This window comes from Rossellomorea orangium (assembly GCF_019334305.1).
In the GTDB taxonomy this organism is placed as follows: Bacteria; Bacillota; Bacilli; order Bacillales; family Bacillaceae_B; genus Rossellomorea.
Genome location: NZ_JAHWGH010000012.1, coordinates 421439 through 448148 on the forward strand (window position 1 = coordinate 421439; position 26710 = coordinate 448148).

Here is a 26710-nt window from a genome sequence, read left to right on the forward strand (position 1 = left end):
ATTTCTTTATGAGAGTTGTATTGCAAAGAAGTAAAGAAGCCTCCGTCACTGTTGATGGAGAAGTAAAGGGAGAAATCTGTTCAGGTGCTGTCCTCCTTGTAGGAATCACACATGAGGATACGGAAGAGGATGCCCGTTATGCTGCGGATAAGGTTGTAAACCTGCGAATTTTCGAAGATGGTGAAGGTAAGATGAACCATTCACTGCTGGATGTTGAGGGAGAGATCCTTTCCATTTCCCAATTCACCCTGTATGGCGACGTCCGTAAAGGCAGAAGACCGAACTTCATGAATGCAGCCAAACCGGACCATGCAGAAGTGATCTATGACTATTTCAATACTTTACTGGAAGACAAAGGTGTGAGGGTTGCCACAGGTGTTTTTGGAGCGATGATGGATGTGAATCTCACGAATGATGGCCCTGTTACCCTATTGATCGAAAGTAAATCATCTTAAAAGGCAGATCCCGACGTTTCGGGATCTGCCTTTTTAGTGGAATGGCGCCGGACATCACTCTGAAAAATAATCACCTAAACCATGATAGATGGCGGTGGCCGCCAGATCTTGAAAATACTGAGTGTTTACATTGGCTTCTTCAGTAGGGTTACTGAGGAAACCTAATTCCAACAGGACGGCTGGCCGGTTGTTTTCACGGATGACATGATAGTCCCCGATGCGGACACCGCGGTCCAGGGTAGGTAATCGGTCTGAAAGGCTTCCGTGGATGTCGTCTGCCAGCTCCTTCTGCTGATTATGATAGTAATATGTGGTATGACCTGCGATGGAAGAGTCCATAATGCTGTCAAAGTGAATACTGATAAAGGCATCTGCCTGATAATAATGAGATAATGATACCCTTGAAGGTAAAGATAAATATTCATCTGTTTTTCTTGTCATAATGACTTTTGCTCCAGCACTTTTCAATTTTTCAGCGAGGAGTTCCCCGGTTTTCATTGTCAATAACTTCTCCAGTGTGCCGCTTGCTCCTGTAGTCCCACTGTCTCTTCCGCCGTGGCCAGGATCGATTACAATTACTTTATCTTGAAGCCCTCCGCTTTTTTTACGGGTAGGGGTGGTATTTTCCCCAGCAGCAGATCGGACCGAAACGACCCAGCCTGCAACGAATCCAGCACTGCCATCGGGTAATTCCACTTCATACCAGTCTCCATTTTTACTGTTCACTGGAAATGATTCTCCGCTTGCTGCACGTTTTAAAACACTTGCTCCGGTGTTTGCTTCACTGCGGATATTGGTTCCATTATATAAAATCGTAACATTTTCATGGGTGCTGTTCGTTTCATGGGCAGCGGCCGTCACCGTTTTTTGTACATACCAGCCGGCAATCCACCCTTTATTCCCATTTTCAAGCTTGATTTGGTACCAGTTGTTCTTCTCTTTTAATAATTTGTATTTCTCGCCCTTGGACACTTTGCCGACGATGCGGCCGTTCAGGGATGTCTCATCTCTGACGTTTAAGCCGTGAACCGTGATAATCCCGACCAGATCTTCAGGGGTCGATGTACTTTCTTCATCAGAGCCTGCATCATCCGCGCCATCAGAGAATTCAACATATGATTCGCTGATCCAGGCTTTGTCGTTACCGAATTCAATTTCATACCAGCCGGTAACGCTTCCTGTCACTTCCACCTTATCCCCCTTGTTCAGCACACCGAGGACGGAACTTTGAAGAGAAGGGGAATTTCGGACATTCAAGGCATTATCCGTGATGATTCCCTGTTCGTTTTCGCTTTTTTTGGAAGGTGTGGAGGATGTGGAATCTTTTCCGGATACGTATTGACTGTGGACCCATCCCCTGGTGCCTCCAGATTCAATGAGTAGCCATTCTCCGTCTTCATCCGTCACGTTCACCGCATCTCCATTGTGTAAGACGGTCACAACTCCATCGGACGTGCTTGGACCAGTTCTGACCCGCAGTCCATCAGTGTTGACACGCGCTTCATGTGTCGAAGAGTCCTCAGAAACGGCAGTCTCAGCTGAAACGAGCCAATCGGCCACCCAGCCTTCCCCACTATCCGTCTTTACTTTATACCAATCCTTTTGAGTGTCTACAATCTTGTACTCTTCCCCTCTATGTACTTTCGTTAGAACGGAGTAGCTTAATCCTGGTCCTGTACGGACATTCAAGGTCGACACGCTGATCGTGACCTTGCCCGTTTCGGCATGGACATTGCCCCCACCAGTCTGAAACGGGAGCAATAAGAGCACAATCAACATTGATGCCAATACTTTTTTAATCTTCTTCACCTCCAGAATGATGTGTACAAATCCCTATAGTAATATCGGATTATTCATGCAACTGTTGAACACCATATGACAATTCTTATAAGAATTTGGTGCTCACTTTCAAAAATCCTTATGGTTTAATTACGATAAAAAAAATTAAATTCCTCTAAACCGAAAGAAAAATAGGTAATTGGAAATGATAAGAGTAGGAATGTTTTTTTGAAAGGATGAGAGGACATGAGGTCAAGTGAAAAAGGATTCATGAACGCAAATGGTGACAACCAGTTGTTTGGAGTTGATTTTCACCAGTTTTTAGAACGTGAGAAGGATGCTTTGAACGTGGAACTTGCTTCCGAATTCGGATTATCGTTACGGGAAGTCAAGCTGTTAAAAAAGAAAATGGAGAGATCCTGACGAAATTTTCTTTAACCACTTGACATGGACTAACGGCAACCGTATCATTATAGAAATAAAATAACATTTACAAAAACCGTTGATCGAGCATAGTAGCTAAAACCCCACGTGTAAAGAGAGGAAATGCCTTGGCTGAGAGCATTTCTACAAAGTGACTTAGTGAATGAACACTCAGGAGGTTTCACTCTGAAAACGTACTGTTAGTAGGAGAAGAACGTACCAGGCGTTAACTGGCTAAGTGGAAGTCTTAATAGACTTCAATTAGGGTGGCACCACGGGAATAACAGCTCTCGTCCCTTGTATATGATACAAGGGACGAGGGCTTTTTTTATTTACATATAATCATTCACATAGAAGGAGGAAATCATCTTGTCCATTCAGATTCCAAGAGGTACACAGGACATTCTGCCCGGTGAAGTGGAAAAATGGCAGTATGTAGAGGAAGTAGCAAAGACTCTTTGCCACAACTATCAATATAAAGAAATTCGCACCCCTATTTTCGAGGCAAGTGAATTATTCACACGGGGAGTGGGAGATACAACGGATATCGTCCAAAAAGAAATGTATATGTTCGAGGACCGCGGAGGAAGAAGTCTTGCGCTTCGTCCAGAAGGTACTGCTTCTGTCGTCCGTTCCTTTGTAGGGAATAAAATGTTCGGCCACCCAAATCAACCGACAAAGCTTTTCTATTCTGGACCTATGTTCCGTTATGAGCGACCTCAGGCCGGCAGGTACCGTCAATTTGTTCAGTTCGGGGTTGAAGCTCTCGGAAGTGAAGATCCCGCAATCGATGCTGAAGTGATCTCACTCGCAATTGGGATCTATAAGAAGTTGGGGCTGACGCAATTAAAGCTTGTCATCAACAGCCTTGGAGATGCCGGAAGCAGAAATGCGCACAGAGACGCGCTGATCAATCATTTCAAGCCGAGAATCGATGAATTTTGTGGGGATTGCCAGAATCGATTAGAGAAGAATCCATTACGAATCCTTGATTGTAAGAAGGACCGTGACCACGAACTAATGTCTACCGCACCATCGATTCTTGATTACTTAAATGACGAATCAAAGCAATATTTTGAAAAAGTTCAAACTCATCTTTCAGATATGGATGTGGAGTTTGTAGTCGATCCCACCCTTGTCCGGGGACTGGACTACTATAACCACACGGCATTTGAAATCATGAGTGACGCAGAAGGTTTTGGGGCGATCACAACTCTTTGCGGGGGCGGACGCTACAACGGCCTAGTCGAAATGATCGGCGGACCTGAAACACCCGGGATCGGATTTGCCTTTAGTATAGAAAGACTCCTTTCTGCACTTGAAGCAGAAGGGGTCGAGCTCCCGATTGAGCAGGGAGTCGAATGCTTTATCGTATCATTGGGGGATGAAGCGAAGGACTATGCTGTAAAGCTTCTTCACAACCTTAGAGCATCAGGTATTTCTTCAGAAAAGGATTATCTGGATCGCAAGGTGAAAGGACAATTCAAGGCGGCTGATCGATATGAAGCGAAATATGTGGCTGTGATCGGTGATAACGAATTACAGGAAAATAAGATCAACCTGAAAGATATGGCTACGGGTGAGCAGGAAGAAATCAACCTTGATCACTTTGTTGACAAAATGAAAACCAAGCTTGGTAAATAGAACCTGTTGATTTGACAAGGAGGAGAATATGATGACAAAAAGAACGGCGTATTGTGGAGACATAACAGAATCGTACATCGGTGAAAAAATCACGATCAAAGGCTGGGTACAAAAAAGAAGGGACTTGGGAGGACTTATCTTCATCGACCTTCGTGACAGAGAGGGAATCGTCCAGGTCGTGTTTAATCCTGATCTATCAGGGGAGGCACTCGCCCTTGCGGAAAAAATCCGTAATGAATATGTCCTTAGTGTGACTGGTACGGTCGTCGCAAGGGGAGAAGGAACGGTAAACCCGAACCTGAAGACAGGGAAAGTGGAAATCCACGCAGACGAAGTCGAAATCATCAATGAAGCCAAAACGCCACCATTCATGATCGATGACCAAATGGAAGTGTCAGAAGACGTCCGATTGAAATATCGTTATGTAGATCTTCGACGTCCGGCGATGATGGAAACGTTCAAGATGCGCCACAATGTGACGACTTCTTTCCGTAATTTCCTAAACGATAACGGATTTCTGGATGTCGAAACACCGATCTTAACCAAAAGTACGCCAGAAGGTGCACGTGACTATTTGGTACCGAGCCGTGTCCACAAAGGTGAATTTTATGCGCTGCCTCAGTCACCGCAAATCTTTAAGCAGCTCTTGATGGTGTCCGGCTTCGACCGTTATTATCAAATCGCCCGCTGTTTCCGTGATGAAGACCTTCGTGCCGACCGTCAACCTGAATTCACCCAGATTGACATGGAAATGAGCTTCATGGATAAAGAAGAGATCATCTCACTTGTGGAAGATATGATGAAGAAGCTGATGAGTGATGTAAAAGACGTGAATGTTTCATTGCCAATCCCAAGAATGACGTATGACGATGCCATGAGCCGTTATGGATCAGATAAACCGGACACACGCTTCGGGATGGAACTGATCGATGTATCAGAAATCGTGAAGGAATCAGGGTTTAAAGTATTTGCAGGTGCTGTCGCAAACGGTGGTCAGGTGAAGCTGGTCAATGTTAAAGGCGGTGCATCCCAATATTCCCGTAAAGATATTGATGGATTGACGGAATTTGTTTCCCGTTATGGAGCAAAAGGACTGGCCTGGTTGAAGGTAGAAGAAGAAGGCTTGAAAGGACCGATTTCGAAATTTGTGACGGAAGAAGATGCGTCCGCGATTTCAACGTCAGCAGATGCAGAAGCAGGAGACTTACTGTTATTCGTCGCTGATAAGACATCAGTCGTGGCAGATGCCCTTGGTGCTCTCCGCTTGAAATTAGGAAAAGAACTGAAGCTGATCGATGAAACGAAATTCAACTTCCTGTGGGTGACAGACTGGCCGCTTCTTGAGTTCGACGAAGGGGAGAACCGTTACTATGCGGCCCATCATCCGTTCACGATGCCTGTGAAGGAAGATATTGAACTCTTCGAAACAGACCCGGCAGCTGTTCGTGCAGAAGCATATGACCTGGTACTGAACGGGTATGAACTTGGAGGAGGATCACTCCGTATTTATGAACGTGACATTCAGGAGAAAATGTTTAAAGTGCTTGGATTCTCCAAGGAAGAGGCGGAAGAGCAGTTCGGTTTCCTATTAGAGGCCTTCGAATACGGAACGCCTCCACATGGTGGAATTGCCTTAGGACTTGACCGGTTGGTGATGTTGTTGTCCGGCCGCACAAATCTTCGTGATACGATCGCCTTCCCGAAAACGGCGAGCGCAAGCTGTGTACTCACTGACGCGCCAGGGGGAGTCAGTGAAGCTCAATTAAAAGAGTTATCTTTGTCGCTCGATGTAGAATAATGTAAGTAAATACCGGGGGTCATTCGTTGAAATACGCATGGTGATATGATATTATTTAAACAATCACAAACGAGTCCTGATGTGTGCGACGTTTTTACCTAACAGTTTTGACCGAACACTTCAAACTTTGGGAGCTTGATGTTTCTGCTAGGCGTTCATGCCCCGTACCGGGGACTAACAAATAGTGGAATAAAGCACCCACCTGCCGAGAGCGGGTTCAAAACGAAGGAAATGATGGCGACGGCACGATTGGGACTCGTCCAATCATGATATATGAATGAAGATCTCATAGATTGAAAGTCAGGCTCATAGAAGCCTGACTTTTTTGTTGGGACTAAATCTACTCTAAATGGGGTAAACGAAAGAGAAGGACAACATTTCATATTGATTTTCTGCCCCCTTTCCTTTATTCTAATTCAGTATAAACCTAGTTGAATACTTATAATGGAGTTGATTATTTTGCTACACCAGTTTTCACGAAACGAACTAGCGATCGGTAAAGAAGGTCTTCAAACCCTAAAGAATAGTACGGTGGCCGTACTGGGTATCGGGGGAGTGGGATCCTTCGCAGCTGAAGCTTTAGCCCGGTCAGGTGTAGGCCGTCTTGTATTAGTGGATAAAGATGATGTGGATATTACAAATGTAAATCGTCAAGTTCATGCACTTCTCTCTACAGTGGGCCAGCCAAAGGTCGATTTGATGAGGGACCGCATAATGGATATCAATCCGGAATGTGAAGTCATTGCCCTGAAGATGTTCTATACAGAAGAAACATACGAGGAATTCTTCAATCAAGGGTTGGATTATGTCATTGATGCTTCTGATACGATTTCTTATAAAATTCATTTGATGAAGGAATGCCTAAAACGGGATATTCCTTTAATCGCGAGCATGGGAGCGGCGAATAAAACCGATCCAACGCGATTCAAAATTGCTGATATCAGCAAGACGCATACAGATCCAATTGCGAAAGTGATCCGTACCCGCCTGAAAAAAGAGGGGATCAAGAAAGGTGTGACGGTCGTATTCTCTGATGAGAGTCCTATCGTGATCCGTGAAGATATCAGAAAGGAAGTAGGGAAGGATGACGCGAAGATCCGCAAAGCCCAACTACCACCATCTTCTAATGCATTCGTTCCTTCAGTGGCAGGTCTGATTGCAGCAAGTCATGTCATGAACCAGCTGTTGAAAGACATCGAAATCAAAAGGGTAAAAGATAAATGATAGTTAAGGACCGAATCTACTTGGAGATTCGGTCCTTTTTAATTTAATTCCATTAATAGGTAAAAAAAGGATTGACCTCCTTACGTGTGATAGTGTACTATCTAACTAGAACACTAAAACACGTTACGGAGGAGTGTAACCATGAATGCGTTTAAAGGTCTTCTCTGGAAAGACTTTAAAACCTCAAGTATTTGGTTTTATGGTTGGATTGCCATCATTGTTCTGCTGTTTATCATAGGACTGGTGATTGGAAATTATGTACACGAACCAGGTATTATACAAATATTTCTGATCATGATCGGAGTATTTCATTTTGCCTTTTTGCCGGGAATGGTGTTATCCATGCTGCGTTTAGAAGGAAAAACTCAGCTTTGGCTTCACAGCCCCCACAGCGGGTTTATGCTCATAATGCCGAAGCTGATCATTGCATCCCTGTACTCTACATTATCACTATTGTTGGTGGATGGGTTGGGCGTTTTGATGATGTTCCTTTATCCCGATGATTCCCTATTTTCTTATTGGCCGATAAAAGAGGGGATCCTTTTTAATCTGGGAGTGACAATAGGTGGCCTTTACTTTTCAGGCTGGGGGATATTCCTGTGGACGCTCTATCATTCACTCTCAAAATATCCGTCCATCAAACATATACGTTGGATCTTTATTGCAGGATTCATCATTTTGTATCAAAGTCTGGTGGCCTTCCTGATGAGCATTGATTGGGTGGAAAAACTTTTCTTTGAAACGTTCACTGTAAAGGTAAGTTCAGGTTTCTTTTTCTCGGTGAATGCGAATGAGACGAATGCCGGTTTCAATCTTGATATGATTCCTCTGCCGGTCCTGCCATTCCTGTTTGAAGGGATGATCGTGATCATCGTGTTTATCATTTCCTGCAGACTGCTGGATCGCAAGGTAGAGGTGTAGCTATGACAGAAGAATATACAGCCTCCAAGCCTATATACATTCAAATAGCCGATCGTATCATACGTGAAATCGTCAGGAATGAATTATCTCCGGGTGATAAACTGCCTTCTGTCCGGGAAATGGCCGTTCAATCCGGGGTGAATCCGAATACCATTCAACGGACATACAGTGAGTTGGAAAGGATGGACATTGTGGAGACAAGGAGAGGACAGGGGACATTTGTGACAGAAAGGGAAGAAGTTTTGACCGTACTGAATGAGAAGGTCCAGAGAGAAGTGATTGAGTCCTTCATTCGAAATATGAAAGAACTGGGTCTGACAAAAGAGCAGATGATCCAGGGTGTTGAAAAATACCTTGGTCAAGGAAGGGAGGAATAGAGATGGTGGTGAAATTTGATGGTGTCATCAAAAAATATGGTAACGAAACAGCATTGAATCAAACATCCTTTCACTTTGAAAAGGGGAAGGTGTATGGGCTCCTTGGACCGAACGGCAGCGGTAAGTCCACTACATTGAAGATGATCGCAGGGCTTGTGCTTCCGAACAAAGGGAATGTCACCTTGAATGGAAAAACGGTCACCCGGAAAATAGCAAGTGAAGTAGCTTATTTGACAGAACTGGATATGTTTTATGAAGCTTTCACTGTTGAACAAATGATCTGTTTCTACGCCTCCCAATTCCCTGACTTTGATTCAGATCGAGCAAAAGATTTGATTTCTTTCATGGAACTCGACCAGAGTAAGAGAATCAAACATCTGTCAAAAGGAAACAGGGGGAGACTGAAGCTGGTACTGGCCCTTTCCCGTAACACAGAAGTATTGCTTCTGGATGAACCATTCTCGGGACTGGACCCAATGGTGAGGGACACAATTGTAAAAGGCCTTCTGTCGTATATTGATTTCGGAAATCAGACCGTAATCATCGCAACCCATGAAATAGATGAGATTGAAGCCATTCTGGATGAAGCTTTTATCATCTCTAATGGTCAAATACTGGGACACTGCATCGTGGAGGAACTGAGAGAAACAGATGGTTTGTCTGTCCTGCAGTGGTTGAAAAAGAGCACAAAATCAGAAAGGAAGATGAAATGATGAAGCCGGTTGTGCAATTACAAGGTGTTTCAAAGGTCATCAAAGGCAAGACCATTATTGATCAATTAACGTTTGATGTGTACGAAGGAGAGGTCTTTGGGTTCCTCGGACCGAATGGAGCGGGAAAAACGACGACAATCCGTATGATTGTAGGATTGATGAATATTTCAAAAGGAGATGTACTGATTACCGGAAAAAGCATCAAGAAAGACTTCGAAGGTGCCATTAAAGATGTGGGGGCAATTGTTGAAAATCCTGAGCTATATAAATTCATGTCAGGATATCAGAACTTAAAGCACTTCGCCCGCATGCAAAAAGGAATTACCGATGAACGAATGAAAGAAGTCATTGAACTGGTAGGTCTGACGGATCGCATCAATGATAAGGTGAAAACGTACTCTCTTGGAATGAGACAGCGTCTGGGTCTTGCCCAATGTCTGCTTCATAAACCGAAGCTGCTCATCCTCGATGAGCCGACAAACGGTCTGGATCCGGCGGGAATCCGTGAAATCCGTGCGTATATCAGAAAGCTCGCCCAGGAAGAGGGCATGGCGGTCATCGTATCGAGTCACTTATTATCCGAAATGGAAATGATGTGTGACCGAATCGGTATCATCCAGTCCGGCAAACTTGTCGATGTACAACAGGTAAGGGACTTTGTGGAAGGATCTGAACAGGTATATCACTTTGAAATCAATGATGTTGATAAAATCACAGCTGTTCTTAACGCAATCGATTCAGGGATCAAATTCGAATCGCAAGGGTCGCAGGTTCAGGTTGCCCTGACAAAAGAACAAGTGCCGGACGTCATAAGGGCACTGGTAGAAGCTGATGTGCAAATATACAGCGTCATGCCTGTAGCCAAAACATTAGAAGACAGATTCCTGGAAATTACAAATGACAAAGGAGAGGTCGTGCATGCTTAGTCTTATCAGAAATGAGTGGACAAAAATCTTCAAGCGCGTCGGAACGTATGTGATGCTTGGGCTGTTGATTCTCATTATTGGGGTGACAGGGGCTTTTACGAAGTATAGCGATATGAAAGTGAAAGAAATGGATAACTGGAAGCAGGAACTTTCCGCACAGGTGGAATCGGATAAGCAGATGTTGGCTGAAAATCCAAATTTGAATAAATTCATAAAAAATGATAAAGAACGAAGTATTGCGATAAATGAATATCGTATTGAAAAAGATATTGAGCCAAAAGCGAAAGAATCGGCATGGACATTTGTCGAAATGAATGCCAATATCGTTCTGGTAGTTGGGCTTTTTACCATCATTGTGGCGGCGGGTATCGTCGCGAGTGAATTCAGTTGGGGAACCATCAAGCTGTTGCTCATCAGGCCAATCTCAAGGACCAAGATTCTCCTTTCAAAATATTTAACCGTCATTTTATATGGAATGAGTATGCTATTAATTCTCTTCGTCGTATCGCTCCTCCTTGGGCTCATATTGTTCGGGGGAACGGATCAATCCACTCATCTCGCATTTGTAGATGGGAAAGTGGTCGAGCAGAGTATCGTAGGATACCTGATCAAGCACTACTTGTTACAAACCATCAATATTGTCATGATGGCTACAATGGCCTTCATGATTTCAGCTGTTTTCAGAAGCAGTTCCTTGGCGATCGGGATTTCATTATTCCTTTTATTCGTCGGAGGAAATGCCACAAGCCTGCTTGCACTGAAATTCGATTGGGCCAAATACAGCCTGTTTGCCAACACAGACCTGACTCAATACACAGGTTTCACACCGCCACTTGTGGACAGTATGACCATGGGCTTTTCCATCACCATGCTCATCATCTACTTCCTCATTTTTCAACTGCTCGCTTTCATCGTCTTTAATAAGAGGGATGTAGCAGCATAGAAAAGCGGAACTAGACAAATAGAAAAGAGATACAGAAAGAATTTACACAAAGAGGGACGGACCTTATCATAGTCCGTCCCTCTTTATGTGTATCGGTACAAATCAGAAAATTTCAGGCGTGTGACCTGCTCAAGGAGGTAAGCGGATTTCGTTGCTTCCTTTTTGCGCAGCGTATTCAAGGCCTCGATCATTTCGTCATGAGTCATGAGCCCCACACCGTGACCGAAATACTGATCCTCCTTGATGAACACTGAGTTTTCACCCATCCAGATAGGGTCCTCAAAATCAGGGTTGAAGAAGTAATAAACATCTCCCGGGATATAATCGAGCCCTTCGTACGTGACCATCGGAAGATCATCATCATAGTTGTGTCCCCACACAAGGAGTGATGAATATAATCGATTGAAATAAGGTGTGCTGATCGTATCCAAAATCGACTTATAATAAATCAGAACGATGCTAGTGACACATTCGAAGCTGTAAGCGGAGCTGTTTGTAAAAACATCTTCAATGGCATCTGAAGGAAGCTTAGAATCTTTAAGTTGGTAACCGAAAGGCGTTTTAATCCAGTAAATCGGGTTGAATTTAGAATGCTCGAAAGCAGAAAAAGTGGCATCGCCCTCATTCATGTCTTTTGCATTCGCGATGATCCGCTCTCTTACTTTTAGTTCATATTTAAGCTCAGTAAGATTGAGATAACGATAGTCGGTAGGGCTCTTTTTCAATGAAGTGAAGATTCGTTCCTGAACGGATGTCAGATTAGGTAAATCCTTGGGAGCTGTTTCATTCTCTATGATGATCAATCCATACACCTCCGGGCTTTTTTATTAATGTATGTTTGGATGAATGGAAATGGTATACATATAGAGAAAAAGTGTTGTCCGAAGAGAGCTGCAAAAAGTTGGTTTCAAGTGGACTTCCAGAAATGACAGTGAGCTGAGCAAAACGGAAGATAAAGAAATTCGACAGGTAGGCACGATTATTCGAAATTTCGCATGATAACTCAAAATCTAGCATGAAAAATCTATATCCCGCACGATTATCTGATTATTCGCGTGATTCCTTCCGACTCTCGCATGATTTCCACCCGAAAGATGGCCAAACGTGAGTATCCCCCATTGTTGGGTCAACATTTCCCTTATACAAAAGACGAGCCACCAAAAAGGCAAAAAACGCCTTTCGAGTGGCTCGTCTTATGCTTGTCGGGGCTACCCAGGCCGCCTCCGCTTTAGGTTCTTCCAGCTCCGGCGGCTAGAGGCTCGAGGTCATAAGACAAACCTGCCAAAAAGGCAAAAAGCGCCTTTCCGGCAGGTTCGTCTTATGCTTGTCGCCTCTGATCAAGCCGCCTCCGCTTTAGGGTTTCATCTGTTTATTAATCTTCTCATACACCTGAGCGATGGCCTGTTCGAATTTACCTGTCGCTTTCGGGGTGTAGTATTGAGCTTTTTTTAGTTTATCCGGCAGGTAAGTCTGCTTGACCCAACCTGATTCATAGCTGTGTGGATATTTATATTCCACGCCTCTGCCCAATTCCTTTGCCCCTTGATAGTGTGCATCTTTCAAGTGATCCGGCACCTCGCCGCTCTTGCCTTTCCGTATATCAGAAAGGGCAAGGTCAATGGCAGTGATCGCAGAGTTTGACTTGGGTGAAAGACAAAGTTCGATGATTGCGTTTGCCAACGGAATCCTGGCTTCCGGAAAACCGATTTTTTCAGCGGTTTCCACCGCTGCCAGTGTCCTTGGTCCTGCTTGAGGGTTGGCAAGTCCGATATCTTCATAGGCAATCACGAGCAGCCTCCGTGCGATGCTCGGTAGATCTCCGGCTTCAACGAGCCTACCCAAGTAGTGAAGTGCCGCATTCACATCACTCCCGCGAATCGATTTCTGAAACGCGCTCACAACATCATAATGGGCGTCTCCGTCTTTATCGTGTGAAAAGCTTTTCTTCTGAAGGCATTCTTCTGCTATGGAGACATCGATATGAATCACACCGTCTTCATCCTGTGAGGTGGAAAGTACAGCCAATTCCAGGGCATTCAGTGAACTTCTTACATCACCGAAGCTGCTGCTGGCAAAATGCTCGATGGCTTCGTCCGTTACATGGAGTGAATACTCTCCCAATCCCCGTTCTTTATCCTCGATTGCACGAATCAGCGCTGTTTTCATTTCCTCGATTGACAGCGGCTTTAATTCGAAAATCTGGCATCTGCTCCGTATAGCCGGATTGATGGCGTGATAGGGGTTGCTCGTTGTAGCACCGATTAACGTAATCATCCCGTTCTCTAAATAAGGAAGAAGAAAGTCCTGTTTCCCTTTATCCAAGCGATGGACCTCGTCTAATAAAAGAATGACCTTACCCGACATTTTCGCTTCTTCCGCCACGATCTGTATATCTTTTTTATTATTCGTCACGGCGTTCAGTGTTTTGAAGCGATATTTAGTACTTCCCGCGATGGCGCTCGCGATGGAAGTTTTACCTATGCCTGGCGGTCCATACAGGATCATGGAGGAAAGTTGTTTTGCTTTTACCATCCGGTCGATGATTTTTCCTTCTCCGACTAAATGCTGCTGCCCGATGATTTCCTCGATTGTCCTTGGTCTCATCTTGAAGGCAAGTGGTTTTATCGACATGAATCATCTCTCCAAACTGACGTTCTAGTTACATTCACTTTATCACAGGAGCCTCCATTAAGGAAATAATGTGGATGGAAGGTAAAGCTGCCCCTTTCACAGTGTGAGGGCGGATATGCTATAATAACAAAAGTCAATGCAGAAGAAATAGACGTCTGAACAAGACGTTATTAAATATAGTAGAGGTGCTGTACATGAAGATATCAACAAAAGGCCGATACGGACTAACGATTATGATTGAACTCGCAAAACGCCATGGTGAAGGGCCTACTTCACTAAAAACGATCGCACAGCAACATGAACTGTCAGAACATTATCTTGAACAGCTGGTCGCACCACTCCGGAACGGGGGCCTTGTCAGGAGTATCCGGGGGGCTTACGGTGGTTATGTCTTAGGCCATGAACCTTCAGAAATTACGGCAGGAGATATTATCCGCATCCTTGAAGGGCCCATCAGTCCGGTAGAAGGAATTGAGGATGAAGAACCGGCAAAACGTGAGCTGTGGATCAGGATCCGTGATGCGGTCAAAGAAGTGCTTGATAATACAACGATAGAAGATCTGGCGAGCCACTCGGATGATGGTGAATCCGATGCGTACATGTTCTATATCTAGGAGGTAACGATAAATGGAAAGAGTGTATCTGGATCATGCTGCAACGTCGCCCATGCATCCTGAAGTGATTGATGAAATGACAACAGTGATGAAGGAGACCTTTGGTAATCCATCGAGCATTCACTCATTTGGCCGTGCATCACGTCACCTTGTGGATCATGCACGAACCATCATTGCAGAAAGCATCCATGCAGAATACAATGAAATCATTTTTACAAGTGGTGGAACGGAAGCGGATAACTTAGCGATCATCGGTAGCGCGGAAGCGAATATGGCAAATGGAAAGCACATCATTACAACACAAACCGAGCATCATGCGGTTTTACATGCTTGTGCATTTCTTGAATCCAAAGGGTTCGAGGTCACCTACCTGCCGGTGGATCGTTCAGGAAGAATCTCGATGGAGGACCTGCAAAAAGAACTCCGAGATGATACGATCCTTGTGACCATCATGTTTGGGAATAACGAAGTAGGAACACTTCAGCCCATCAAAGAAATTGGGGAATTGTTAAAGGATCATCAGGCCTATTTCCATTCAGATGCTGTACAGGCCTTTGGGTTGACAGCGATGAATGTGCAGGAACTGGGGGTCGATCTGCTTTCCGTTTCTGGGCATAAGATTAATGGTCCTAAAGGAATCGGCTTTCTTTATACCCATAAAAATGTGGACATTCTGCCGAGATTATACGGCGGTGAACAGGAACGAAAACGCCGTGCGGGAACTGAAAACGTCCCTGCAATCACCGGCCTTGGTAAGGCAGTGGAACTTGCCCAGCATTCAATTGAAGAAAAGCATAGCAAGCTCTCTGAACTAAAGAAATTATTAAAAGAAACCTTAACTGACGACGGGATTGAATTCGAAGAGAACGGATCCCTTGAGCATGGATTACCCCATGTGCTAAACTTAAGCTTTCCCGGCACGGATGTTGAATCCATGCTGGTGAATTTAGATATGTCAGGTATCGCTGTTTCAAGCGGGTCCGCTTGTACGGCTGGATCTATAGAACCTTCACATGTCCTTGTGGCGATGTATGGAAAGCAGTCTGAGAGATCAAGGAATTCCATCCGCTTCAGCTTTGGTATAGGGAATACGGAGGAGCAGATTGAATGGACTGCCCATGAAGTGGCAAGGATCGTGAAGAGGTTGAGAGCATAACGTCCGAACGGGCGATTGAATGGAATGAAGGAGGTGGCGTTAGTGAAAAAAGAACCGAAGGATACAAGAGTGGTCGTTGGAATGTCCGGCGGGGTGGATTCTTCTGTAGCCGCATTATTATTAAAAGAGCAGGGCTATGAAGTCATCGGGATTTTCATGAAGAACTGGGATGATACAGATGAAAACGGAGTCTGCACCGCAACGGAAGACTACAATGATGTCATTCGAGTTTGTAACCAAATAGGGATCCCTTACTACGCTGTGAATTTTGAGAAACAATACTGGGATAAAGTGTTCACATATTTCCTGGATGAATATAAAGCCGGAAGAACACCGAATCCGGATGTGATGTGCAATAAGGAAATCAAGTTCAAGGCATTCCTTGATCATGCACTGAAATTAGGTGCGGACTATTTGGCAACCGGTCATTATGCCCAGGTTGAGTACCGCGACGGTGAGTATAAAATGCTGCGCGGGGTCGATAACAATAAGGATCAAACGTATTTCCTCAATCAGCTGGGACAGGACCAATTAGAGAAAGTCATGTTCCCGCTTGGGGGCATCGACAAGAAAAAGGTGCGTGAAATCGCAAAGGAAGCCGGTCTTGCTACTGCAACTAAAAAAGACAGTACGGGTATTTGCTTCATTGGCGAACGCAATTTCAAAGATTTCCTGAGTAATTATCTTCCGGCACAACCCGGGAAGATGGAGACGTTAGATGGAAAAGTGATGGGCAAGCATGACGGCCTCATGTACTATACTATCGGTCAACGTCATGGCCTTGGCATCGGTGGTGCTGGTGAACCGTGGTTTGCCATCGGGAAGGACCTTGAAAGAAACGTCCTATACGTTGGTCAAAGCTTTGAACATCCTGCGCTTTATTCAGATTCCATCCTTGCAACGGATGTTCACTGGACATCGAACGGGGATAAACCTTCTGAATTTGCTTGCACGGCAAAATTCCGATACCGTCAGGATGACAATAAAGTCACGGTGGTACCGCTGGAAGACGGTAAGGTGAAAGTGATCTTTGATGAACCGATCAGAGCGGTCACACCGGGTCAGGCGGTTGTTTTCTACAACGGAGATGAGTGCCTGGGTGGAGGAACGATCGATACAATTTTCAAAGATGAGAAAAAACTGACATACGTAGGTTAATGCTATTAAGGGACTGAGAAATAGAGGGGGCTTAACTCTTATCTCTCAGTCCTTTTTTTCATCATGGATGTATTCCATTGTGGAGCGTCCCTTATGTTATACTAGTAACGATAAGTGGGATTATATACATAACTAATAGACTATATAGAGGTGTTTATATTGGATAAAAATTTAAAAGGAATCGAGTTATTGCAAGAAGGAAAGGTAGAAGAGGCGGTAAAACTATTTACAGAAGCCATAGAAGAAAGCCCGAAGGATCCGGTTGGATATATCAATTTTGGGAATGTACTGATGTCGGTTGGCGACAACGAAAAAGCGAAAAAGTTTTTTGAACGTGCAATTTCTATTGATGATAATGCAGGAGCTGCTTATTACTCCCTTGGAAATCTGTATTTCAATGAGAATCATTTTGACGAAGCAAAGGATCAATTCGAAAAGGCGATTACTAAAGGGATGGAGAATGCCGACGTCTACTTTATGCTTGGAATCAGCCTGTTTCAATTAGAGCAGCCGAGACTGGCTCTGCCGTACTTACAGCGAAGTGTGGAACTGAATGAAGAAGACGTAGAGGCGCGTTTCCAATTGGGACTTTGTCTTGCCAAAGTGGAAGCATATGAAGAGGCGATCAATCAATTGACCACAGTAGTGGAAGCTGATCCCGAGCACGCAGATGCTTACTACAACTTAGGGGTTGCTTATGCAGGTCACAAGGATGATGCAGACACGGCACTGAAGTATTTCAATAAAGCAATCGAAGTGCAACCGGATCATATGCTAGCAGGCTATGGCATCAAGATGATCGAAAAGCTTCAAAATGAACAAAGTGAATAGTTAGGGGGTTCATTGCCTTGAGCCAGCAAGACTCTTTAAAGCTGTTTGGTGAGGAAGAAACCTATATTAAAGGAAGGCATCTTGTCACCATTTTTCATAATGAAGAAAATCTCTACACGGTGGTCAGAATTCGTGTTGATGAAACAAATGATTCTTATGAGGATAAAGAAGCGGTCGTAACCGGGAACTTCCCTAAGATTCATGAAGATGAGACATATGTGTTTTATGGGCGATTCCAGGAGCATCCAAGGTTTGGCATGCAGTTTCATGCGAAGCATTTCAAGAAGGAAATCCCCCAAACCACACAGGGGGTCGTCCATTATTTATCCAGTGATCTATTCAAAGGGATAGGGAAAAAGACAGCTGAGAAGATTGTGGAGCATATCGGGGAAAATGCCATTGGCAAAATCCTCGAAAACCCCGGCCTCCTTGATGAAATCCCAAAGCTGCCAAAGGAAAAGGCGAAGAGTATCTATGATACGCTTTCCGAGCATCAGGGCCTTGAGCGTGTCATGATCATGCTGAATGACATGGGCTTCGGTCCTCAAATCTCCATGAGGGTCTACCAGGCTTATAAGGAACAGGCACTTGAAATCATCCAGAATAATCCCTATAAGCTTGTGGAAGATATCGAGGGGATCGGCTTTACCCGGGCGGATGAATTGGGGGCGAAGATTGGACTGACAGGCAGCCACCCGGACCGAATCAAAGCGGGCTGTTTATATACATTGGAACAAACGTGCGTCAAGCAGGGCCATGTATACTTGGAAGCAGAAGAGCTGATTGTAACGGTGAAGGAACTGCTCGAGAAGAGTCAGCCTGAAAAAATCGACTACACTGATATTTCCAGTCAACTAGTCTCCCTGGAGGAAGAGAGCAAGGTCGTGGGGGAAGGAACGAAGGTGTATGTGCCATCCCTGTATTTTTCCGAAAAGGGGATAGTGACAAATATTGAAAAGCTTCTCTCGCAGACCCAGTATAAAGATCAATTCCCCCAATCGGAATTTCTTTTATCATTGGGGGCACTTGAAGACAGGTTGGGAGTACAGTATGCACCATCCCAAAAAGAGGCCATCGAAACGGCGTTGATGTCCCCTATGCTTCTATTGACGGGAGGCCCCGGTACCGGTAAGACGACCGTCATTCAGGGAATCGTCGAACTGTTCGCCGATCTTCACGGCTGCTCCCTGGATCCGAAGGACTATAAAGACGAACCGTTCCCGGTATTGCTGACGGCCCCTACAGGACGTGCGGCTAAGCGAATGACTGAATCCACCGGCCTTCCCGCCATGACCATTCACCGGCTCCTTGGATGGAACGGCCAGGAAGGATTCCAAAGCGATGAAGAACGGGCGATTGAAGGAAAACTTTTGATTGTGGATGAGGTGTCAATGGTCGATACCTGGCTCGCCCATCAATTGCTGAAGGCTCTGCCTGAAGGCATTCAAGTGATTTTTGTCGGTGATGAAGACCAGCTCCCTTCTGTCGGTCCCGGTCAGGTATTGAAGGACTTACTGAATTCAGAAGTGGTCCCGACTGTCAGGTTGACGGATATCTATAGACAGGAAGAAGGTTCTTCGATCATCGAACTGGCTCACCATATGAAGAAGGGACAGGTCCCTGCCGATTTGACGAAACAGCAAAAGGATCGTTCCTTCTTCCCGTGCAGAACCAATCAGATTTCCGACGTTGTTCAAAAAGTGGTGGAAAACGCAAAGAAGAAAGGCTACACACCAAAGGATATACAGGTACTTGCCCCCATGTACCGGGGCCCGGCAGGTATCGACCGTTTGAATGAACTTCTTCAGGAGATCTTCAATTCCAATGATGGCACACGGAAAGAGCTCGCATTCGGGGATGTGAAATACCGCATTGGAGATAAGGTTCTTCAGCTTGTCAATCAGCCTGAAAACAATGTATTCAATGGGGATATCGGTGAAATCGTTTCGATTTTTTACGCAAAAGAAAACACTGAAAAACAGGACATGATCATCGTTTCATACGAAGGGAATGAGGTCACGTATACCCGACAGGACCTCATGCAAATTACCCATGCGTACTGCTGCTCAATTCATAAATCCCAGGGCAGCGAGTTTCCCATTGTGATTTTACCGGTTGTGAAGAGCTATTACCGCATGCTGCGAAGAAACCTGTTGTATACGGCCATCACACGCAGTAAACAGTTTCTCATTCTTTGCGGGGAGCTGGATGCATTTAGACTGGGCGTTGAAAGGGAAGATGATTTTCTTAGAAAGACGACCTTGAGTGAGAAGTTAAGGGGCTTACTGGATTTTGAAGTCAGTACGAAAAAGGATTCACTTGACGAAACCATGCCGATTGAGGAACTTCTGCTCAATGAAGATCCTATGATTGGTATGGAAGGCATCACACCATACGATTTTATGAAAGCATAAGGTTGACGAATGAAGATTTTCCTAATTTGGAAATGGTTCATTCGTCAACCTTTTTTATGTAACGAGCTATTTATGTTAACTTAAATAATATTTGAGTTGACATATAATCATTTTAAGCGATATCCTTATCTTGTACAAGAAACGACAGATGGGGGAAGACAGATGAACAGAAAATTACGAACGATCGATCTTACACTCGCAGGAATGTTTGTTGCACTTATGGCGATAGGTGCAAACATCACGACATTCGCACCTTTTATGGTAGTGGGCGGTGTACCCATTACATTACAAACGTTTTTCGCCATTTTAGCAGGAGCCATTCTTGGAAGCAGGGTCGGGGCCATATCCATGACAGTGTACGCACTGGTGGGATTAGTGGGTGTTCCTGTTTTTGCAAGATTCGGGGCAGGTTTATCTTCTATTGTGAGCCCTACTTTCGGATTTATCGTTTCATTTATTTTTACAGCTTACATTACGGGGAAAATCGTAGAAAAACACAAAGGGGTCAAGACCTATATCTTCGCTGCAATAGTCGGCATGATAGTCAATTATGTGTTCGGCACGAACTGGATGTACGCAGCGTATAAGTTGTGGGCACAAGCCCCGGAAGGCTTCACCTATAAATTAGCATGGGCATGGATGGTCGTGCCGCTGCCTAAAGACATCATTTTAGCTGTCTGTGCTGGTATGATGGCTCATCGACTGGAGAAATCGGTACTTTCAAAGAGTGCATTCAGAAACTTAAATCGAGCAGCATAAAGGGGAGGAAACGAGATGAAAACGTGGAAGGAGCTTGCCGGAGAGGTCATTGGGGGAGCGGAACTAACAAACGAAGAAGCATTATCGATTTTGGAAAGTCCGGATGAAGAACTCTTAGAGTTATTGCACGGAGCCTACCAGATTCGAAAACATTATTACGGCAATAAGGTCAAATTAAATATGATCATCAACACCAAATCGGGACTGTGTCCTGAAAATTGCGGGTACTGTTCACAGTCGAGTGTGTCTGATGCACCGATCGAAAAGTACCGCATGGTCGATAAAGACACGATCATGAAGGGAGCCGAAAATGCACATAAGCTGAATGTCGGCACCTATTGCATCGTAGCGAGTGGACGAGGCCCGAGCAATCGGGAAGTGGACCATGTCGTTTCAGCGGTAAAAGAAATTAAGGATCAGTATAATTTGAAAGTGTGCGCATGTCTCGGATTACTAAAAGGAGATCAGGCAAAACGTTTAAAAGAAGCGGGAGTGGATCGTTATAACCATAACATCAACACATCCAGTAACCACCATGAAAACATCACCACATCCCATACATACGAAGACAGGATCAATACAGTGGAACAGGCTAAGGCACAAGGGATATCACCATGCTCAGGCATTATCGTCGGTATGAAAGAAACGCTCCAGGATGTGGTGGACATGGCAAACAGCTTAAAGGTCCTCGACGCCGACTCGATACCGGTCAATTTCTTACATGCCATTGATGGTACGCCTCTTGAAGGGACAAATGAGCTAAACCCTCGTTATTGTTTAAAGGTGCTTTGTTTAATGCGTTTCATCAACCCGACAAAGGAAATCCGGATTTCAGGAGGACGTGAAGTGAACCTTCGCAGCTTGCAGCCGTTTGGTCTTTATCCCGCTAATTCGATTTTTGTGGGGGATTACTTGACGACGGCAGGACAGGAAGGGACGGCCGATCACCAGATGCTTGAAGATTTAGGATTTGAAATCGATTATGTAAAAGAAGGGAGCGGACAAACGCTCACTTTATCATAAGAGAAATATTCAATGGATGCTATGGAAAAGGTTTCGTCTTATGTTTTCGGGAAAATGACCTACACTATATAAGAACGGTGATTCACCGTTTGTGCGTCTCTTCCCATTAAACAAGTATAAAACAGGCATGAATCGGACATGATGGTAGGGAATAATCACCATTTCTGGTGTAGCCTGAGGTGAACGTACCCATGAAGTGTCCAAATTGTCAGAGCAAAGATATCGGAAAGATCGGCATCAACCAATATTATTGTTGGGGATGTTATATAGAGCTTTCCTTATCTAAGGGAGTCATTCATACCCACCAAGTGGAGGAAGATGGATCACTCAGCTCCTTAGATGACTTGTTTGATGAGGAAGAACGCCGATTAAGCTAGGAAGAGGTGTCTTTCTTGAATAAAACATTTGCATCCATTGTCGGTTTCGGAGCAGGAGTTGCGGCTTCCATTTATTCGCAAAGATCCAATATGATGAGCCAGAAACAAATGAAACGAATCCGTAAACAAGTAAAGAAACTTTTTTAAGCTAAAGAGAGGCTGACCTTTGAGGGTCAGTCTTTTTTTTTTTTGGAGGGAATAATTGGTAATTAACGTAATATAAGAATAAATGACGCAATTACGATTGTTTTTGACGCGAATAAAAATAAAATGACGCAATCATACCCAATATTGACGCAATAAACTCCAGAACGAAGTATATCCCTCCTCCCCATTCCTAAAAAAGGAATGAATCCTTTCTTACGTTCCATGTTTTCGAAATACAGCGATTAAACATACCAAATATATCATTTTCTGAATAAAACCACCTCCTATTTTCAAACAATAGAGAAGAAAAGTAGGAGGTGCCCCTGATGGAGAAGAGACTCTATGCCAAGTGGATATACAGGCTTTCAATGGCCCTTATTCTTGCACTATTCCTTTATGTTCTGTATTTATTGAAGCCGGTGTGGCATCCCGTACTGGAGGTCTTATTCTTTTCCCTGCTTCCTTTCGTCATAGGAGGGTTCATCGCCTACCTGCTTCATCCGGTAGTGGAAAAACTTCATGAGGCTGGCATTCATAGGGGAATCGCTATCCTCTTCATCTATCTCCTCTTCTTTGGGGGATTGGGCTATGCCATTTACAAAGGGACCCCTGCCATCATCCATCAGCTGAGGGATTTATCGGAGAATGCCCCCGTTTTCACGAAGCAGTATCAGGGGTGGCTTAAGATTGTTCAGAGTGAAACGGCAACTTGGCCGGACGGGATCCAGTCACAGCTCGAGAAACGAATCGATGGCCTTGAGGCCTGGGTGACGGGTCTTGTGGCCGTTGTTCTGGCGACCGTCATGAAATTCATGAACAGCCTGCTTATCGTTGCCATCATTCCCTTCGTATCTTTCTACCTATTGAAAGATATCACAAAGGTAAAGACATTTATGTGGCAGCTCACTCCAAAAAAATGGAGGCAAAGTGCCATTTCATTTTTAAGAGACGTGGATGAGTCCCTTGGTGGCTATATCAGGGGACAGCTTCTGGTTTGCTTGATCATTGGCGGAATTTCAGCTGTCACTTTGTGGCTGATCGGGATGAAGTATCCCTTGATTCTTGGCTTGATCATTGGTGTGACGAACGTGATCCCGTATTTCGGCCCGATCATCGGGGCTGTTCCGGCAGCCATCATCGCAAGTACGATCTCCACGAATATGGTGATCTATGTTGTCATTATGGTGGTGGTCCTGCAGTTCTTGGAGGGGAACATTCTATCACCACTCATCGTCGGTAAAAGTCTTCATATGCACCCTTTATTCATCATGGGTGCTTTAATCCTGGGAGGCGAGGTAGGCGGTGTGATCGGCATGATTGTAGCAGTGCCCTTTCTTGCCGTCATTAAAGTGGCCATTTTACACGGAAGGACCCATTTTCTTCATACAAAGATCGATGAATAGCTGAAAAGTGGCAATGGTCATTGACAAATACAATGAATATTTCTATAATCCAACATATACAAGTATTCTAATAAATAAAATCAGTGAAGGACCCGAGTACGTTATAGTCCATCTATCAGAGAGAAATCCCCTATAGGCTGCAAGGGAATTCAGATGAAGGATAACGGAATGCTAATCCTGAGTGCAGGTAAAGCCTGCCGTCCAGCCGCGTTAAGGTGTTTTGAGGGATGGATAAACGTATGTTTATTCATAACCAGGGTGGTACCGCGAGAAACAGCTCTCGTCCCTGTTTAGGGATGAGGGCTTTTTTGTATTCTTTTTTAACCATACATATAAAGGAGGAAGTTTCACATGAACAAATTAACAGGCGCAGAAATTCGTCAGAAGTTTTTAGATTTCTTTCAGGAAAAGGGACACGGTGTAGAACCGAGTGCCTCATTGGTTCCCCATGAAGATCCATCCCTATTATGGATCAATAGCGGGGTAGCGACATTAAAGAAATATTTTGATGGACGTGTGATCCCTCAAAATCCACGAATCGTGAATGCCCAGAAATCGATCCGTACCAATGACATTGAGAATGTTGGTAAGACAGCACGACATCATACATTCTTCGAGATGCTAGGGAACTTCTCGATCGGTGATTACTTTAAGGTAGAAGCAATTGAATGGGCATGGGAATTCCTCACGGATGAAAAGTGGGTTGGCTTTGATCCTGAAAAACTTTCCGTCACCATCCACCCTGAAGATCATGAAGCATTTGATGTTTGGAACAAAAAAGTGGGCGTACCCGCTGAGCGCATCATCCGCATCGAAGGGAACTTCTGGGATATCGGGGAAGGTCCAAGTGGCCCGAATACAGAAATCTTCTACGATCGCGGACCCGAATATGGAGACAATCCGGAAGATCCGGAATTGTATCCAGGCGGGGAAAATGACCGTTACCTTGAAGTATGGAATCTTGTATTTTCACAATTCAATCATAATCCTGATGGAACATATACACCACTTCCCAAGAAGAACATCGATACAGGGATGGGACTTGAGCGTATGGCGTGTGTAGTTCAGGAAGTACCGACGAACTTTGACACTGACTTATTTATGCCGATCATGGCAGCAACGGAAGAAATCTCAGGCAAATCATACGGTAAAGACAGTGAAACCGATGTGGCGTTCAAAGTGATTGCCGATCATATCAGAACGGTTTCCTTCGCGATTGGTGATGGAGCTCTTCCATCAAATGAAGGTCGAGGCTATGTATTACGCAGACTGCTTCGCCGTGCAGTACGTTTTGCCAAGCAGATTGAAATCAATCGTCCATTCATGTACGAATTGGTTCCTGTCGTTTCTGAAATCATGGTGGATTTCTATCCGGAAGTAAAGCAAAAAGCCGAATTCATTCAAAAAGTAGTGAAAAATGAAGAAGATCGTTTCCATGAAACTCTAAATGAAGGTCTATCCATCCTTTCATCCATCATCAAAACTCAGAAATCTGCAGGAAGCACTGTCATTCCTGGTGAAGATGTTTTCCGACTCTATGACACATACGGTTTCCCGGTTGAATTGACGGAAGAGTATGCAGAAGAAGAAGGATTGACAGTTGATTATGAGGGCTTTGAAAGAGAAATGGAAGGTCAGCGAGAAAGAGCGAGATCTGCACGCCAGGATGTAGGAAGCATGCAGGTGCAGGGTGGAATCCTTAGTGATATTACAGTGGAAAGCCGCTTTGTGGGATATGACACATTAGAAAGCACGGCAACGATTCTTGAATTATTGGTGGATAATGAACGCCAGCCGAAAGTTGATAAAGGGCAGGAATGCCAATTCATCCTGGATCAGACTCCATTTTATGCAGAGAGCGGCGGACAAATCGGGGATAAAGGATACATTGAAGCAGAAGGCGTAAAAGTATGGGTAAAGACCGTGAAGAAAGCGCCTAATGGCCAAAACCTTCATACAGCAGTCGTAGAGGAGGGGACGCTCGAGCAAGATGCGAAGGTCCTCGCTAAAGTGTCCCGTGAATCGAGAACCAAGGTCGAGAAAAACCATACAGCGACTCACATCCTTCATCAAGCTTTGAAAGATGTCCTTGGGGATCATGTTAACCAGGCGGGTTCACTTGTAGAACCTGATCGCCTGCGTTTTGACTTCTCCCATTTCGGTTCTGTTTCACCGGAAGAAATCGAACAGATCGAAACGATCGTCAATGAGAAAGTATGGAAAGCGATGACGGTGGACACGGCCCTTAAATCGTTATCCGAAGCAAAAGCGATGGGTGCCATGGCATTATTCGGGGAGAAATACGGTTCAGAAGTTCGTGTCGTATCGATTGGAGATTACAGTTTAGAGCTATGCGGAGGCTGTCATGTATCCAATACGTCTGAGATCGGGCTCTTCAAGATCCTTTCTGAAAGCGGGATCGGTGCAGGTACAAGAAGGATTGAAGCGGTTACGGCAGAGAATGCGTACAAAGTTCTGAATGATCAGGTTTCCCAGCTGAAAGAAGTGGCTGGTAAACTCAAATCAAATCCTAAAGAAGTTGTCAGCCGGGTTGATTCATTGTTAGTTGAGATGAAAGAGCTTCAACGTGAAAATGAATCATTAGCTGCAAAGTTGTCTAACATAGAAGCAGGAAGCTTAACGGATCAAGTGAAGGTCATTGATGGGGTGAACGTCCTTTCTGCGAAGGTTGCAGCCGGGGACAGCAACGGACTTCGCACGATGATGGATGAACTTAAACAGAAACTTGGATCCGGGGTTATTGTACTGGCAACAACTGGAGAAGATAAAGTGACCATCATTGCAGGAGTTACTAGTGATTTAGTCGAAAAAGGATATCATGCAGGAAAATTGGTCAAAGAAGTCGCTACACGCTGTGGCGGAGGCGGTGGAGGCCGTCCGGACATGGCGCAGGCTGGAGGGAAAAACCCTGAAAAAGTGGAAGAAGCCCTTCAATTTGTAGAAGAATGGGTCAAATCCGTTTAACTCCGGGTG

At 44.6% G+C, this 26710-nt stretch carries 24 protein-coding genes, 1 other RNA gene and 2 other annotated features; of the genes, 22 read left to right on the forward strand and 3 right to left on the reverse strand.

The window, feature by feature from the left end; translation table 11 throughout:
• Window positions 1-8 precede the first annotated feature (8 nt).
• A complete protein-coding gene (gene dtd, locus KYJ26_RS08675) occupies window positions 9-455 on the forward strand; it encodes a D-aminoacyl-tRNA deacylase (protein ID WP_219166862.1) in 447 nt (148 codons plus the stop codon).
• A gap of 54 nt (window positions 456-509) precedes the next feature.
• Here the strand turns inward: dtd and KYJ26_RS08680 are convergent, their stop codons facing one another.
• A complete protein-coding gene (locus tag KYJ26_RS08680; protein ID WP_257474952.1) occupies window positions 510-2234 on the reverse strand; it encodes an SH3 domain-containing protein in 1725 nt (574 codons plus the stop codon).
• A 246-nt stretch (window positions 2235-2480) separates the two neighbouring features.
• Between KYJ26_RS08680 and KYJ26_RS08685 the strand changes: the two genes are divergently transcribed.
• From KYJ26_RS08685 to KYJ26_RS08730, 10 genes are all read left to right on the forward strand, one after another.
• The gene (locus tag KYJ26_RS08685; RefSeq protein ID WP_098353229.1) at window positions 2481-2657 is read left to right on the forward strand and encodes an RNA polymerase subunit sigma-70; all 177 of its coding nucleotides are present in this window, start codon (window positions 2481-2483) and stop codon (window positions 2655-2657) included.
• 70 nt (window positions 2658-2727) lie between these two features.
• Window positions 2728-2958, forward strand: a binding site (T-box leader).
• Between the two features lie 68 nt (window positions 2959-3026).
• On the forward strand, window positions 3027-4301 hold the full coding sequence (hisS, locus tag KYJ26_RS08690; protein WP_219166864.1) for a histidine--tRNA ligase: 1275 nt from the start codon (window positions 3027-3029) through the stop codon (window positions 4299-4301).
• 31 nt (window positions 4302-4332) lie between these two features.
• Entirely contained in the window at window positions 4333-6099 is a 1767-nt protein-coding gene (gene aspS, locus KYJ26_RS08695; RefSeq protein WP_219166924.1) for an aspartate--tRNA ligase, read from the forward strand.
• A gap of 70 nt (window positions 6100-6169) precedes the next feature.
• A non-coding RNA gene (gene ssrS, locus KYJ26_RS08700) (6S RNA) lies at window positions 6170-6359 on the forward strand.
• A 199-nt stretch (window positions 6360-6558) separates the two neighbouring features.
• Window positions 6559-7323: a tRNA threonylcarbamoyladenosine dehydratase gene (locus KYJ26_RS08705; RefSeq protein WP_219166865.1), complete on the forward strand. Its 765-nt coding sequence runs from the start codon at window positions 6559-6561 to the stop codon at window positions 7321-7323.
• Window positions 7324-7464: 141 nt separating this feature from the next.
• Window positions 7465-8244, forward strand: a complete 780-nt coding sequence (locus KYJ26_RS08710) for a hypothetical protein (protein WP_219166866.1) — start codon at window positions 7465-7467, stop codon at window positions 8242-8244.
• A 2-nt stretch (window positions 8245-8246) separates the two neighbouring features.
• A complete protein-coding gene (locus KYJ26_RS08715) occupies window positions 8247-8621 on the forward strand; it encodes a GntR family transcriptional regulator (protein ID WP_219166867.1) in 375 nt (124 codons plus the stop codon).
• Window positions 8622-8623: 2 nt separating this feature from the next.
• Window positions 8624-9334 (forward strand): ABC transporter ATP-binding protein, encoded by a 711-nt coding sequence (locus tag KYJ26_RS08720; protein WP_219166868.1) that lies wholly within the window; start codon window positions 8624-8626, stop codon window positions 9332-9334.
• A complete protein-coding gene (locus KYJ26_RS08725; protein ID WP_219166925.1) occupies window positions 9334-10260 on the forward strand; it encodes an ABC transporter ATP-binding protein in 927 nt (308 codons plus the stop codon). Before KYJ26_RS08720 ends, KYJ26_RS08725 begins: the two co-directional genes overlap by 1 nt.
• Window positions 10253-11203 carry an ABC transporter permease gene (locus KYJ26_RS08730; protein WP_219166869.1) on the forward strand — a complete coding sequence of 317 codons (951 nt, stop codon included), beginning with the start codon at window positions 10253-10255 and terminating at the stop codon, window positions 11201-11203. Before KYJ26_RS08725 ends, KYJ26_RS08730 begins: the two co-directional genes overlap by 8 nt.
• Before the next feature lie 83 nt (window positions 11204-11286).
• Here the strand turns inward: KYJ26_RS08730 and KYJ26_RS08735 are convergent, their stop codons facing one another.
• Both KYJ26_RS08735 and KYJ26_RS08740 read right to left on the reverse strand, forming a co-directional pair.
• Window positions 11287-12006, reverse strand: a complete 720-nt coding sequence (locus tag KYJ26_RS08735) for a protein-glutamine gamma-glutamyltransferase (RefSeq protein ID WP_219166870.1) — start codon at window positions 12004-12006, stop codon at window positions 11287-11289.
• 550 nt (window positions 12007-12556) lie between these two features.
• Window positions 12557-13828: a replication-associated recombination protein A gene (locus tag KYJ26_RS08740; RefSeq protein ID WP_219166926.1), complete on the reverse strand. Its 1272-nt coding sequence runs from the start codon at window positions 13826-13828 to the stop codon at window positions 12557-12559.
• A 200-nt stretch (window positions 13829-14028) separates the two neighbouring features.
• Between KYJ26_RS08740 and cymR the strand changes: the two genes are divergently transcribed.
• From cymR to alaS, 11 genes are all read left to right on the forward strand, one after another.
• Complete coding sequence (gene cymR / locus KYJ26_RS08745) at window positions 14029-14448, forward strand: cysteine metabolism transcriptional regulator CymR (protein ID WP_044339554.1); 420 nt, start codon at window positions 14029-14031, stop codon at window positions 14446-14448.
• Window positions 14449-14461: 13 nt separating this feature from the next.
• The gene (locus KYJ26_RS08750; protein WP_219166871.1) at window positions 14462-15604 is read left to right on the forward strand and encodes a cysteine desulfurase family protein; all 1143 of its coding nucleotides are present in this window, start codon (window positions 14462-14464) and stop codon (window positions 15602-15604) included.
• A gap of 42 nt (window positions 15605-15646) precedes the next feature.
• Window positions 15647-16762: a tRNA 2-thiouridine(34) synthase MnmA gene (gene mnmA, locus KYJ26_RS08755; RefSeq protein WP_219166872.1), complete on the forward strand. Its 1116-nt coding sequence runs from the start codon at window positions 15647-15649 to the stop codon at window positions 16760-16762.
• 159 nt (window positions 16763-16921) lie between these two features.
• On the forward strand, window positions 16922-17593 hold the full coding sequence (locus tag KYJ26_RS08760; RefSeq protein WP_219166873.1) for a tetratricopeptide repeat protein: 672 nt from the start codon (window positions 16922-16924) through the stop codon (window positions 17591-17593).
• Window positions 17594-17610: 17 nt separating this feature from the next.
• Complete coding sequence (gene recD2 / locus KYJ26_RS08765; RefSeq protein ID WP_219166874.1) at window positions 17611-20007, forward strand: SF1B family DNA helicase RecD2; 2397 nt, start codon at window positions 17611-17613, stop codon at window positions 20005-20007.
• 162 nt (window positions 20008-20169) lie between these two features.
• Window positions 20170-20766 (forward strand): biotin transporter BioY, encoded by a 597-nt coding sequence (locus KYJ26_RS08770; protein WP_219166875.1) that lies wholly within the window; start codon window positions 20170-20172, stop codon window positions 20764-20766.
• A gap of 15 nt (window positions 20767-20781) precedes the next feature.
• Complete coding sequence (gene bioB, locus KYJ26_RS08775) at window positions 20782-21789, forward strand: biotin synthase BioB (protein ID WP_219166876.1); 1008 nt, start codon at window positions 20782-20784, stop codon at window positions 21787-21789.
• A 191-nt stretch (window positions 21790-21980) separates the two neighbouring features.
• Window positions 21981-22166: a hypothetical protein gene (locus tag KYJ26_RS08780; protein ID WP_034757353.1), complete on the forward strand. Its 186-nt coding sequence runs from the start codon at window positions 21981-21983 to the stop codon at window positions 22164-22166.
• A gap of 6 nt (window positions 22167-22172) precedes the next feature.
• On the forward strand, window positions 22173-22313 hold the full coding sequence (locus KYJ26_RS08785) for a YrzQ family protein (RefSeq protein ID WP_226673210.1): 141 nt from the start codon (window positions 22173-22175) through the stop codon (window positions 22311-22313).
• A gap of 326 nt (window positions 22314-22639) precedes the next feature.
• A complete protein-coding gene (locus KYJ26_RS08790) occupies window positions 22640-23716 on the forward strand; it encodes an AI-2E family transporter (protein ID WP_219166878.1) in 1077 nt (358 codons plus the stop codon).
• 74 nt (window positions 23717-23790) lie between these two features.
• Window positions 23791-24007: a binding site (T-box leader), on the forward strand.
• Window positions 24008-24067: 60 nt separating this feature from the next.
• Window positions 24068-26701, forward strand: coding sequence for an alanine--tRNA ligase (gene alaS, locus KYJ26_RS08795; protein ID WP_219166879.1), 2634 nt, complete (start codon window positions 24068-24070; stop codon window positions 26699-26701).
• Window positions 26702-26710 lie beyond the last annotated feature (9 nt).

What these genes read in the sequence shown, in the direction of transcription:
- dtd (WP_219166862.1), top strand. Translation starts at nt 9, where the DNA reads ATGAGAGTTGTATTGCAAAGAAGTAAAGAAGCCTCCGTCACTGTTGAT.
- KYJ26_RS08680 (WP_257474952.1), bottom strand. Translation starts at nt 2,234, where the DNA reads ATGTTGATTGTGCTCTTATTGCTCCCGTTTCAGACTGGTGGGGGCAAT.
- KYJ26_RS08685 (WP_098353229.1), top strand. Translation starts at nt 2,481, where the DNA reads ATGAGGTCAAGTGAAAAAGGATTCATGAACGCAAATGGTGACAACCAG.
- aspS (WP_219166924.1), top strand. Translation starts at nt 4,333, where the DNA reads ATGACAAAAAGAACGGCGTATTGTGGAGACATAACAGAATCGTACATC.
- KYJ26_RS08710 (WP_219166866.1), top strand. Translation starts at nt 7,465, where the DNA reads ATGAATGCGTTTAAAGGTCTTCTCTGGAAAGACTTTAAAACCTCAAGT.
- KYJ26_RS08715 (WP_219166867.1), top strand. Translation starts at nt 8,247, where the DNA reads ATGACAGAAGAATATACAGCCTCCAAGCCTATATACATTCAAATAGCC.
- KYJ26_RS08720 (WP_219166868.1), top strand. Translation starts at nt 8,624, where the DNA reads ATGGTGGTGAAATTTGATGGTGTCATCAAAAAATATGGTAACGAAACA.
- KYJ26_RS08725 (WP_219166925.1), top strand. Translation starts at nt 9,334, where the DNA reads ATGAAGCCGGTTGTGCAATTACAAGGTGTTTCAAAGGTCATCAAAGGC.
- KYJ26_RS08730 (WP_219166869.1), top strand. Translation starts at nt 10,253, where the DNA reads ATGCTTAGTCTTATCAGAAATGAGTGGACAAAAATCTTCAAGCGCGTC.
- cymR (WP_044339554.1), top strand. Translation starts at nt 14,029, where the DNA reads ATGAAGATATCAACAAAAGGCCGATACGGACTAACGATTATGATTGAA.
- KYJ26_RS08750 (WP_219166871.1), top strand. Translation starts at nt 14,462, where the DNA reads ATGGAAAGAGTGTATCTGGATCATGCTGCAACGTCGCCCATGCATCCT.
- KYJ26_RS08770 (WP_219166875.1), top strand. Translation starts at nt 20,170, where the DNA reads ATGAACAGAAAATTACGAACGATCGATCTTACACTCGCAGGAATGTTT.
- bioB (WP_219166876.1), top strand. Translation starts at nt 20,782, where the DNA reads ATGAAAACGTGGAAGGAGCTTGCCGGAGAGGTCATTGGGGGAGCGGAA.
- KYJ26_RS08780 (WP_034757353.1), top strand. Translation starts at nt 21,981, where the DNA reads ATGAAGTGTCCAAATTGTCAGAGCAAAGATATCGGAAAGATCGGCATC.
- KYJ26_RS08790 (WP_219166878.1), top strand. Translation starts at nt 22,640, where the DNA reads ATGGAGAAGAGACTCTATGCCAAGTGGATATACAGGCTTTCAATGGCC.
- alaS (WP_219166879.1), top strand. Translation starts at nt 24,068, where the DNA reads ATGAACAAATTAACAGGCGCAGAAATTCGTCAGAAGTTTTTAGATTTC.